The 11,131-nt window shown below is 72.5% G+C and carries 11 protein-coding genes; 1 reads left to right on the top strand and 10 read right to left on the bottom strand.

From position 1 onward, the window contains the following. Nucleotides 1-23: 23 nt before the first annotated feature. The 10 genes from ACWGKU_RS04835 to ACWGKU_RS04790 form a co-directional block, all read right to left on the bottom strand. Nucleotides 24-1,238, bottom strand: coding sequence for a radical SAM protein (locus tag ACWGKU_RS04835; protein WP_452177120.1), 1,215 nt, complete (start codon nucleotides 1,236-1,238; stop codon nucleotides 24-26). 187 nt (nucleotides 1,239-1,425) lie between these two features. Then, nucleotides 1,426-2,322, bottom strand: a complete 897-nt coding sequence (locus ACWGKU_RS04830) for a hypothetical protein (RefSeq protein ID WP_452177121.1) — start codon at nucleotides 2,320-2,322, stop codon at nucleotides 1,426-1,428. A gap of 23 nt (nucleotides 2,323-2,345) precedes the next feature. Further along, nucleotides 2,346-2,639, bottom strand: coding sequence for a hypothetical protein (locus ACWGKU_RS04825; protein ID WP_452177122.1), 294 nt, complete (start codon nucleotides 2,637-2,639; stop codon nucleotides 2,346-2,348). Beyond that, complete coding sequence (locus ACWGKU_RS04820; protein WP_452177123.1) at nucleotides 2,636-3,556, bottom strand: phosphotransferase; 921 nt, start codon at nucleotides 3,554-3,556, stop codon at nucleotides 2,636-2,638. Before ACWGKU_RS04820 ends, ACWGKU_RS04825 begins: the two co-directional genes overlap by 4 nt. A gap of 174 nt (nucleotides 3,557-3,730) precedes the next feature. Beyond that, entirely contained in the window at nucleotides 3,731-4,243 is a 513-nt protein-coding gene (locus ACWGKU_RS04815; protein ID WP_452177124.1) for a hypothetical protein, read from the bottom strand. A gap of 68 nt (nucleotides 4,244-4,311) precedes the next feature. Beyond that, nucleotides 4,312-6,384 carry an NB-ARC domain-containing protein gene (locus ACWGKU_RS04810; RefSeq protein WP_452177125.1) on the bottom strand — a complete coding sequence of 691 codons (2,073 nt, stop codon included), beginning with the start codon at nucleotides 6,382-6,384 and terminating at the stop codon, nucleotides 4,312-4,314. After that, nucleotides 6,378-7,811 (bottom strand): Scr1 family TA system antitoxin-like transcriptional regulator, encoded by a 1,434-nt coding sequence (locus ACWGKU_RS04805; RefSeq protein WP_452177126.1) that lies wholly within the window; start codon nucleotides 7,809-7,811, stop codon nucleotides 6,378-6,380. The genes ACWGKU_RS04810 and ACWGKU_RS04805 overlap by 7 nt, the downstream gene beginning before the upstream one ends. 154 nt (nucleotides 7,812-7,965) lie before the next feature. After that, nucleotides 7,966-8,463: a hypothetical protein gene (locus ACWGKU_RS04800; protein WP_452177127.1), complete on the bottom strand. Its 498-nt coding sequence runs from the start codon at nucleotides 8,461-8,463 to the stop codon at nucleotides 7,966-7,968. A gap of 277 nt (nucleotides 8,464-8,740) precedes the next feature. Continuing rightward, the gene (locus ACWGKU_RS04795) at nucleotides 8,741-9,178 is read right to left on the bottom strand and encodes a hypothetical protein (protein WP_452177128.1); all 438 of its coding nucleotides are present in this window, start codon (nucleotides 9,176-9,178) and stop codon (nucleotides 8,741-8,743) included. A 455-nt stretch (nucleotides 9,179-9,633) separates the two neighbouring features. Beyond that, nucleotides 9,634-10,227, bottom strand: coding sequence for an ATP-binding protein (locus tag ACWGKU_RS04790; protein ID WP_452177129.1), 594 nt, complete (start codon nucleotides 10,225-10,227; stop codon nucleotides 9,634-9,636). A 354-nt stretch (nucleotides 10,228-10,581) separates the two neighbouring features. Here ACWGKU_RS04790 and ACWGKU_RS04785 point away from each other — a divergent pair. After that, the coding region (locus ACWGKU_RS04785) for a Scr1 family TA system antitoxin-like transcriptional regulator (RefSeq protein WP_452191343.1) at nucleotides 10,582-11,131 on the top strand (550 nt) is incomplete at its 3' end.

The following is an 11,131-nucleotide window of genomic DNA, read 5'->3' as shown; positions in this document are numbered from 1 at the left end:
GGTGACCCCTTGTGAGTGGCGGGCTAGAAGAAGGAGCCGTGCGGCGCGGTGAACGAGCCGAGGAACTCCACGAGTTCGTTCTGCTTGCCGTGGACGCAGAACGGGCAGTCCTTGAGCTGCAGTTCGGCCAGGACCTGGCGGCGCTGCTCGCCGCGCCACACCTCGGCAAAGGTGCTGTCCGTGATGTTGCCGATCACCCCGGCGATGCCGGCGCCGTCCTTGGTGCGGGTGCGCTTCTGGGCGCACAGGAACACATTGCCGTCCGCGCCGATGACCGGCTTGAACTGCTGCCAGTGACAGCGGCTGTAGCCGCGGACCTGGTGGACGTTGTTGTCGAAGATCCGATCGACGATGTGCACGTCGAACGCGTCGTCCTGGAGGTCGAGGGCCTTGTCGAGTTCGACGATCATCCGCTCGTGCAGGTCAGCCGGGATCTCGACGCCCGAGTAGGACTTGTACTGGATGTACGCGGCGCCGCTGTCCTTGACCAACTGGCCTGCCGCGACCAGGTCGTGGACGTTATCGGGGTTGATGAAGTACCCGGTTCCCACGGCGCACGGGCCGTCCGCCGCCGCGAGCGCGCGCAGGTTCGCGATGATCTGGCGGTGGTCGTCGTTGCGGTGCAACCGGTAGTGCACGTCGGGGTCGGAGGAGTCGAGGCTGAACCGCACGTACGTGGCGGCCTTCTTGAGGCGCTTCCCGAGGCCGGGGAAGACGCGTGAGCCGTTGGTGACCAGGCCCACCGACATTCCGTGGGCGGCCGCCAGCTCGATGGCGTCCACGGTGGCCGGGTGCGTCATCGGCTCGCCGCCGCCGACGAACAGGATCGACGTCACGCCCAGGCCGGCCAACTCGTCGACCAGGCCGAGCAACCGCTGCGATTCCATCCGCTCGCTGCGCTCCTTGGAGTGCAGGCTGCTGTAGATGCAGAAGCTGCAGTGGTGGTTGCAGCTGTTGGCCGGGTCAATCTCGACCGAGGTCGGGAACGGGTCCTCGCCGGCGAGGTAGGCGTCGATCACCGGCTTCTGCTGCAGCAGCCGAAGCGGGTGGAACATGTGCCGGACCTGGTGGTTCTTCGCGAGTTCGGCGTAGCGGTAGCCGAGACGCTCGGCAGCGGTGCGGGCGCCGGAGGTCAGCACGGCAACGTCCTCGTTGACGACCGCCGCGGTGGACACGACCGGGAGCGGTCGTCGGCGACGGGCAGGCTCGGTGCCGTTCGAGCTGGATTTGCTGTTCACGGGGGCCTCCAATGTGAAGGGGTGTGGATCGGATGAGCGGGTGTGCGGGAATTGGCCTGCCGTCCTGGACGGCCTCGCAGGTCCGGGCTGCACGGCCGGGTTGGCCTGTGGATGTCCGGGAAAGAGCCCTGGCACCGACGGTGTCGGGCGGGGCCGCAGAGCCTGCGGCCGCGCCGGCGTGTGGGCGCTACCCGTCGCCTGCGGTACCCCTGCCGTCCGTGGATGTGACCTCCGCGACGACCGCCTTATGGCGGGTGAGCCACTGGGTCGGGTCTTGGAGATCGGAGACGGTCGGATACAGGTCCTCGCGACCCAGGACCTGGCGCAGCAGCGGGTGCCCCCCGGCGTCGAGGAGGGCCGTGACGAAGTCCTCGCCCTGGTCGATCTGCCGCGAGGACGTCGGGCTGGCCGGGTCGGCCCGGAGTTTCTGGTAGACGTCGCTGGGCTGCGGCTCGTCGGGCAGGGCCCCGACCACGGCCTGCCCGCACAGGGCCTTGGAGACGAGGCGTTCGATGTGCTGGCTGTAACCGGGGGCGAGCGCCGCGGGCCTGCGGCGCCGCGCCTCCGGGAGCATCTTGGGGCGGTCCAGCATGTTGCACCCGGCCTGCGCGAACAGCAGCTCGGGATAGGCCTCGTACTGCGCCAGGGAGGCCAGCGTGTGGGCGAAGACGGTGATGAGCTGGCGGCCGGTGGGATGCAGGTACTGGTCGTAGACCTCGGGGATGAAGGTCAGGTCGAGGGCTCCGGTATCTCGCCGCAGGAGGGTGGCGCGGCAGATCGGGTAGAAGCGCGCGGCGGCTGTGGAGGCGTTGCGGGTCATCTCGGCCAGGCTGGTGGAGAGTTCGGTGGCGGTGGAGCCGGCGGGCAGGGAGGCCAGGGCGAGGCGGGTCAGGGCGACGTTGTGCTCGACCTGCCTGGCGATGTACAGCTCCGGGGTGACGGCGCACACGACGACGCGGTGGGGCAGGGCAAAGTCGGCGATCAGGTCTGCCACGAGCTGGGCGGCGGCCTCGATCAGGCCGGCGTACCGGCCGAACGCGGCCGGTTCGAGGTGCGCTTCGTTGCGGAACTGGAAGTCGGTCATCGTGGTCCACGTCCACTTCGCGGTCAGGAGCCAGGGGTGGCGGGGCGGCCGGGGCGGCCGATGGACGAAACGGCGGCCACGAACTGTGCGTGGTCCTGGCCCCTGGAGGCAGGGACCTCGGCACGCTGACCGTCCTCGTACGCGGTGGGGATGTGGCGTCGCGGGTCGCCGTCGAAGCCGGTGGTCAGGGTCGGCCGGTCGGCGACGTCGGCCACCAGGCACACGGCCAGCAGGAGTACGGGCAGAGCGGTGTGGGCGGCGAGGCCTCGTGCGCGGTCGCCCGCGGCTGGTGCAGGCTGCGGGTTCCCGGCGGTCACGGCGCGACCTGTGCCGTGGCCCGGGAGGCGGGCAGCCAGCCCCAGGGGGCGGACGGGAGGGGGGAGGTGAGGACGGTGGCCAGGCGCCGGTCGGCCTCGTCGCGCAGTTCGGGTTCGGTGAGGGCGCACTCGGCGAGGTAGAGCCACGCCGCGATCGCGAAGGCCGGGGTCATCAGGCCGTAGGCGTCGGCGGCGGTGACGTCCTCTCCGTAGGTGCGCGCGAACTCCTCGTACCGCTCGGGCGGTGTGCCGTAGGCGTCACGGGCCCATGCGGCAGCGGCCAGGTCCCACTGCCTGGGCCCGGTCGCGGTGCGCTCGAAGTCGATCAGCGCCGGGCCGCCGGGCGTCGCGATGCAGTTCGAGGGGGTCGCGTCGCCGTGGATCACGCACAGCGGGCCCCAGGATGCGGCGCGCCACGCCTTGCGGGTGTCGGCCAGCACCGTGCGCAGGTGTCGTTCCTGCTCGGGGGAGAGCGTGCCCCGCGGCAGGTCCCGAAGGCGCCCGGCCAGGTCCCTGCACAGGTCGAACCGCGTCAGGCCCAGGCCTTGGGGCACAGCCAGGCCGTGCAGGCGCCGCAGGACGTCGGCGAGGTCGGCCGAACCGGCCTCGCCGTCGCCCAGGTCCTCGGCGAAGCCGACCTGGAGGTGGTACCGGCCGGAGTGGGTCAGTGGGTAGGTGGAGTTGCCGACCGGTCGCGGGGCCCGGATGCCGTTGCTCAGCAGCCACCGCGCGATCCGGGTGTCCCTCGCGGCGGCCTCGAAGGCAGTGCCCGGGGCCCAGACCTTGGCCACAGCCCCGGACAGCGGCAGGCGCCATGTGTGATGGGGGCCGGCGTGGATCAGGGCTGCGCCACGCGGGTCGAGGCCGTTGCGCCGGGCCGTGGCGATGACCGCGGCGCAGCTTTCGTCGGGAGTCACGTCTGTACCTTCCGGAGTCGGGGGTTAGTGGGCGTGCGAGGACGCGGGAGCCGGAGTTGCGGCGGGTGGCGGTTGCGGCACCGGGCAGGCGGGCGGTGATCATTCGTCACCGGGCGGCGCCTTGCCCGGCCCGGCCGTGAAGGCAGGGCGCGTGGGCGTGGGAGCGGAGGGCGGTCACCGCCCCCGGCCGCTTCGGCCGGGGGCGCCGCTGCTTCCTCCGGGCTGCTCCGCTCCGGGGGGCTTGAGGCACGCGCAGGGGTGGCTTGCCGGCAGTTCCTGGAGAGCGTGCAGGAGGTGGACCGCGTGGGCGCCGCCCGAGGCGCCGACGCGGTCGTAGAGCAGGTGCCGGTCCGACCTCACGGTGAACGGGCTGCGGCCCTGCTGCTGGGCGGCCTGCCTGCACGACAGGCCGCTCGCCAGCAGCACCGCCGAGGTCCGCAGGTAGGGAGGGATCCCCTGTTCCGGCGGGCGGACCTCCTGCGGCATGTCCACCAGACCGAGCCGGCAGGCGATGTCGACCGCGTGGGCGCGCCGTGAGGCGCCAAGACAGGCGAACACGCCGCGCACGAGGTAGGCCCCGCGCTCCTTGTCCTTCCCCGCGGTCGTGTCCCGGCCCTTGCGCAGGTGCTGTCCGATCTGCGCGTTCGATGCCCCGCTCGCCATCAGGCGCAGCACTTCGTGCTGCACCGCCGAGACGCACACGCGGGCACCGCACGACGGGCAGGCCCGGCCGTACACCGCTGCGCGCGAGGCGGTCACAGGTCGACGCCGATCCGCTTGGCGGCCTCGTCGACGGCCTTCAGGTCGGACGGGCTGCCCGCGTACATCTCCTGGGCGAAGCGCAGCAGCTCGGCGGCCTGCTCCAGGTGGCCTTGGGCGGCGGCCAGTTCGCCGGACCACAGGAGCATGCGTCCCTGCCACGGCCGCGCGCCTTCGGCGACCATCAGGTTCATCGCCTCGGCGTACGCCTTCTCCGCAGGGCCGAACTCGCCGTTGCGGGCGTGGATCCGTCCTTCCCAGGCGCGGGCGCGGCCTGCGTTCAGCCCGTCGTCGGCGTCGGTCAGCTCCTGGTAGGCGGTGCGCAGCTGGTCGAGGGGACGGTCGGTTTCGCCGCGTTGGTGCAGGGCGACGGCGAGCGCCACCCGGGTGACTCCGGTGTCCCGCCCGATCCCCAGTCCGGCCCGCAGCTTGAGCGCCTCCTCCAGGAGGTTGAGCCCGGTCTGGTGGTTGCCGGCGTCGAAGAGCGCGACGGCGAGGTCGTGGAGGTGCTGTGCCTGGCCGCGTTCGTTGCCGTCGGCGAGCGCGAGTGCGTAGGCCACGCCTGCGTCCTCGATGGCTCCGGGGTGTTCGCCGAGCGCGCGTCGTACGGTGGCGCGGGTGCCGCGAAGGTCGCGCTGGATGAGCCGACTGGCGCGGGGGCGGGCCGGGGTGGCGGACAGCCTCTCGGAGGCGGGGATCGCGAGGTCGTAGGTCCACTCCCAGAGCTGGTAGGGGCGCTGGCGCAGGAGCCAGGGCCACCAGGCGTAGGCGAGGTGGGTGACGACGTCGTCGAGACGGTGGTGGTCGGCGGTCTCCAGGGCGGTGCGCAGGTAGGTGTCGCAGCGCCCGAACCAGGCCAGGGCCGTCGCTTTGGTGGTGAGGTCGGCGTGGTGGATTGGCGGGTGGAGGAGGTGGGTCTCGGCGGTGGGGCGGAAGGGGTGCAGGACGTGGGAGGCGTGGACGGCTTCGGCCAGCAGCCAGTCCAGGGCTCGGCGGCGGGTGGTGTCGATCTGCTCGGTGTTGTCGGTGCGGCGGCCGAGTTCGGCGGCGTGGCGCCGGCCGTCGGCGGCGGTGAACTCGTACTCGCCGTCGTCGGTGGTCCGGATGAGCCCGGCCACCGCGAGGTCGGTGAGGTGTCCGTTCGTGGCCGACGGGTCGAGGCCGGTGGCGGCGCCTGCCATGGCGGTGTCGATCCGGGTCGAGGGCAGTGGCAGTACCCCGAGGGCCCGGTAGACGGCGGCGGTGTCCGGCGCGAGGCCTTCGTAGGCCTGGTCCAGGGCGGTGGTCACGATGGTCTCCAGGGGTGTGCCGGTCGGTGGTGCGGCGAGGGGGGCGACGGGGTGGCCGGTGGCCAGGCGGGCGCCGGTCAGGGTGAGGGCGAGCGGCACTCCGCGGCAGGATGCGGCGAGGACGGCGAGGTCGCGGGTGGTGCCCGCCGCTCCGGCGGTGGCTGCGAGGAGCTGGTGGGCGGCGTCGGGTGGCAGCGGGCCGAGCACCTGGTGGTGGGCGCCGTCGGCCAGCAGGCCGGCCAGCGGGCGGCGGGAGGTGACGATGACCGGCGACCCGTCGGCGGGCAGCAGCGCCCGCACCTGGTCCTCGTCGGCCGCGTCGTCCAGCAACACGGCCACCGGCCGGGACGCGGTGAGAGTGCGCAGCAGAGCGCGGGCTTCCTCGGGGTCGGCGGGTGGCTGGGTGATGCCCAGGGCGCGCAGATGGCGGGCGGTGACGTCGTCGGGGTGCGCCGGACTGGTGGTGCTGTGGGCGCCGAGGTCGGCATACAGCTGCCCGCCGGGCGGGTGGCCGTGTTGGTGGAGGAGGTGGAGGGCGAGGGTGGTCTTGCCGATGCCGGCCGGGCCGGTGATCAGCACGGGCCGCGGGTCGTCGTGGCCGAGTAGGTCCGCGAGGGCGGTGGTGAGGTCGTGGCGGTCGACCAGGGGGCGGCGGCGCGGGAGTTGGCGCGGTACCGGGGGCGGGGGCGGGGTGTGCAGGGTGATGCCGCCGTACACGGTCCGGGCCTGGACCGCCGCGCCGAGCACCGTGGCGCCGGTGATCGAGTTGCGGGTCACCACGGCGCCCTCCGGGGGAGGTCTGCGGCGGCGGCGCGCTCCAGCAGCCGGATGCTCTCCGCGGGGGGCAGGGCGCGTTCCAGTGCGGTGTGCGGGCGAGGGTCGTCGCCGTGCTGGTAGGTGATGTCGAACAGGCCCCAGACCGCTGTCACGATCCGGCCGTCGGGGAAGGCGAGTTCGGCGGTGTCCGAGGTCAGCACGGCGCCGGCGGCCAGGGGCAGGACTCGCACCCGCAGCGCGGTGGTGCGGGCCAGGTGGGCGAGGTGGAGCATCTGGGCGGCGTGCACACCGGGGTCGTCGTCGGGGCGGCGCAGCAGGTCCGAGCAGAGGAGCACCGTCGTGGGCGGCGCCTCCGGGGCGCGCAGGCGGGCCTCGAACGCCTCGGCCCGCACGGCACCCACCTGCCGAAGCCATGCCGTCGCCGCCCGCGGGCGGTCGAGCAGGTCCGCACGGTAGGCCCGGCACAGCGGGCAGCCCCGGTCCGGCACAGGCGCGGCCGGGCGAGTCGCCACGTTGTCCGCGACGCGCAGCCGGGAGGCCTCTTTCCGCGCGACGGCCTGCTCGTAGGCGGGCACCCGCACGGCCGCCGGGACCAGAAGCGATCCGGCCAGCAGCACGGCCGAAGCCCGCTGCTCCAGGAGCTGGTAGCGGTGTGCCCGGCCGGGGCCGCGGTCCATGAAGTACCCGGGCCTGGCGTGGATGTTGGCCGCGACGCAGTGCTCGAAGTCGGTTGCGGCGATCACCCCCGCGCCGTAGGCGTGCAGGACCGCGGCCAGGCGCCCGCACGCCGCCTCCTCTCGCAGAACCGGGCGGCTCCCTGCCTCCAGGGCCTCGACGTCGATGCCCTGGAGGCCGGCGGGCAGCCGGGCGGTGACGTCGGCCCGGGCCAGGCCCTGGCACTCGCGCAGGTGACGCAGGTGACTGCCCAGCACGGCGTCCCCCAGTGTCCCGCCGCGCCAGGGAAGTTCGGGAAGCGGCGCGCTTCCCTGCGGTGCGGGCGGGGATGGCAGCGTGATCGACGGCACGCGGTGCTCCACGGCGCGGAGGTGCGCTCGCCCGGCGCCCGGCCCGGTGGTGTGGGCGGCGATCTCGTCCAGGCACACCACCGTCACGCACACCCGGCGCACCAGGTCCAGCGCCACCAGATGTTCGCCTTGCCGCAACGCCTCGTCGGCCTCTTCGAGTTCGTGCGCCAGCATGATCAGCAGCGCGGGCCTCGGCCCGTCGCCTTCGTCACGGCGCAGTCGGCAGGCAGTGATCTGCAGTGCCTCGGCAAGCCGCTCCACCGACGGATCACCCAGGTGCGGACCGCCCAGGCGCGGCACCTCGTCTGCGATCCGGTCGAGCGCGGCTCCGAGCGACAGCAACGGCACGCCGTCCGCGAACCGCACGTCCCCCAACTTCTGCGCGGCCCATAGCTGAAGGACCACTAAGCGCGGACTGTCGGTCGTCACCGATGCTCTCCTGTATCAGCGTGAGAAGGGGGAGATGGCTCGCCCGCCCCAGGGCGGGCCGGGCTGTGTTGTCCCGCCGCCGGCCACGACCTGGGGCAACCAGCAGCGGGAGATCACCGGGCCGGGCCTGTCACCCGGCCGCGGCGAGCGGGCTACGGGAGAGGGCCAGGGCTTCGGCGAGGCGGTGCGGGTCGGTGAGCACCGCGCAGTGGCCCGGCAGCGCCCTCGGCGGACGCAGCCACCTGCGCCCGACCGCACGCCTGCCGGGCGACGGGCACATGACCACCGGCGGCGGATCCTGGTACCGGCCGATCAGCTCGACGTCACCGCCCTGCCGCAACAGCGGGGCACCGGGCACGAAGACGTCGACGACGCCGGCCCACTCGTCGAGAATCACCGGCCCAACCAGGCCGGGAGCATGGGCCGCAAGCACGGCGACGGCGGCTCGGCCCAGCGGTTCCGGTATTCGGACGACCGCAGCGGTGGCGCCAAGCAGGACGGGGACTGCGTGACCCTGCGCCCAGGCCAGCCAGGTGCCCTCCGGGTCGCGGGTGAGGCCGGCTATCCAGCGCATGCCCTCGATCACCTGACGCAAGTGGTTCTGTGGAACGACAGGGGTGGGTGTCATCTCGGTCTCTGTGTCGAGTAGTTGGTTGGCGGCCCGAGCTGGAGAGCACGGAGGCCGTTTCCGGGAAGGCCCCGTTCGGAGCCGCGTAGCTGGTCTGGGCCGTCCTCGCGGAGCGGGGATGGTCTCCCCCGCATCGGGGCATGTGGCCTGCCCGGTCCGTCTCGGTGGTGTGGCCGTGACCGGCGTGCCCGCCGGTGTGGGTGGCGATCGGTGGGCGCAGGTGGCGGTGGTTCCCCGCTGCCGGCCGCGAGCCAAGCGGCGGCTGGCAGCGGGATTCTCAGGTGCCGGCGAAGTTCCGTGTTCGGGCCCGGTCGAGGGCGATCGCCAGGCAGTAGGGGTCGGTCAGCACCAGATCGGCGCCGGACAGCGCCCTCGGCGGGAACAACCAGCGCCGCTGGTCGGCCTCCCGGCCCGCAGGCGGGCACTTGACGGCCCGCTCCGACGCGTTGCGTCCGTCGATCAGCTCCGCGCCGCGCCCCAGCCACACGGCCGGCGCGATCGGCAGGAAGAATTCGACGGCGGAGGCGCTGGCCAGGACCGGGCCGAGCAGGTGCGGCACGGTGCCGGCCAGGTCGGCGAAGGCGTCGGCGCCCAGGCCCCTCGGGAGGCGCACCACGACGAAGCCGGTTCCGACGGGCACCGGGACGGCCGTGCCCTTCGCCCAGGCCTCCCAGGTCGCCGCCGGGTCGGCGGTGCGGCGGCTGAGCCACCGCATACCCGAGACCACCTGGCCCAGGGGCCGGGCCGAAACGGGCGTTGATCTCATCTCGACCTCCGCGAACGCGAGTTGTCGGAGCGGCCGGGGCGGCCACACGGGCATGGACGGCTGTTCCATCCACGAGGGGGGTGTAGGGGCCTGACTGAGCTGCACCTGGGCGAGGCGGCCGTTCCTCCACAGGTCCGTGATCATGCGCGGGGTACCGTTGACCCTGGCGAGCCAGCGTCTTCCCCGCACGCTCGACGCGATCCGGGTGACCATCGCGGTACTTCCGCCAGAGGACCCACGGGGGTTGCCCGGCTGCCTCTGCCGAAGAGGACTTGGGGCGGCCGGACATCCTCTGCGCGGCTGCCCTCGGCAGGGCGGCGCGGGCCCGACTGGCCTACCGGCGGGGTGGAGGCCAGTCGGGAGCTTCGGCATGTCCGGCACGTGCCGGACATGCCGGCCGCCGGCTACGCGGCGGTGCGCCCCCGGGGGCGTCGCCCGGGCCGGTGGAACCTGGTCGTACCCCCGCGGCCGAGCAGGGAGACGACGCGCAGGGCCGGTATCGGGGCCGGGACGGGTTCCAGTGGCACTTCCGCCGTGGTGGCGGTGACCTCGCCGAAGACCCGTGAATCGAGCTCCACGCCGACCTCGAACCAGACGGACCAGCCCGTGGGGTTCCCCCCAGCGTCGCGGCGCTGGTGCCAACCGGCGTCGTCGGCGTAGCCGATCGCCACGGTGACCCCTCGGCCGCCGGGGGCGGTCAGGTTCTCGTCCCGATTGCCCATGTCTGGCACCGTCAGGCGGGGGTCGGTGATGGTGATCCGGAGTCGGCTCCGCCGGGGGTCCAGGTCGACGTCGATGGTCAGCTCGGCGTGGGGGTCGGCGTCGGTGTACTTCAGCGCGTTGTCGACGAACTCCGAGGTGCACAGGCGGACGGTGTACGCCTGGTCGACATCGAGGGTGACCCCGTCGAGGCTTCTCACCCGTTCGAGGAGCAGGTTGCGGACGGCGTCCGCCGAAGCGGTTCTCAGCGGGTTCGCGATCTGTAAGGCGCGGAGCATCACAAGTTCCTCCGGGGCGCCGGTGAGGCGGCATAGGTGGTTCCGGGGAAGCGGCCGCAGAGGGGCCGCCGTGTGGCCGTTGGCGACTCAAGGCCCGTCAACGACCGCTTACTTGTTCGCAAGTGCATGCAAAACACATCAAGACGGGCATGGATGCGAAGCCTGTCAGCCGCTACTCCGTAACCCGGCAGTCACAGGATGTCGTCTGACGAGGCTTCAGCGCAACCCATACGATGGGCAAAATGCAAACATTCACTTCGAACTTGATTCCGAGCGCCCTGGACTCACCCCACGGTGGCGTGCAGGCTCTTCGGACGGGCACACTGGTCCACTGACACTCAGGAGAGGCACCCCATGGCTACAGGCGACCGCGTACCGACCGTGCGCCAGCGCCGCATCGCCGCTGACCTTCGCCGTCTACGTGAGCGGACGGGGCTGTCGGCCGAGCAGGTCGTCAGCAAGCTCCCCGACCTCCTGAACCTGCCGAAGCTGTCCCGGTACGAGAACGCTCGCTCATCGGTCAAGCCCGAGATCCTCGAATCCCTGCTCGATCTCTACGACTGCGACGAGGGACTACGGGAAGTTCTGCTGGAGATCGCCCGGCAGAAGGACCCGCGTGGCTGGTGGAAGGGCTACAGCGACGCCATCAACCCGCTCTACACCGACCTGATCGCCCTTGAGACGCAGGCCGTGGAGATCAAGTCCTTCGAGCTCACCTTCGTCCCGGGCCTTCTCCAGACGCCGGACTACGCGACCGCGATCATCTCCAGGCTCTCCGCCGTGACCACAGGCGTGGATGCCATGGTCGGTGTGCGCATCGCACGGCAGCGAGTGCTGACGCGCGTGGAGAACCCGGTGAAGCTGTGCGCGGTTGTTCATGAATCGGCCCTGGCGATAAATGTCG

The organism is Kitasatospora sp. NPDC054768, assembly GCF_053612025.1.
This window is presented reverse-complemented; position numbering and strand designations above follow the sequence as displayed.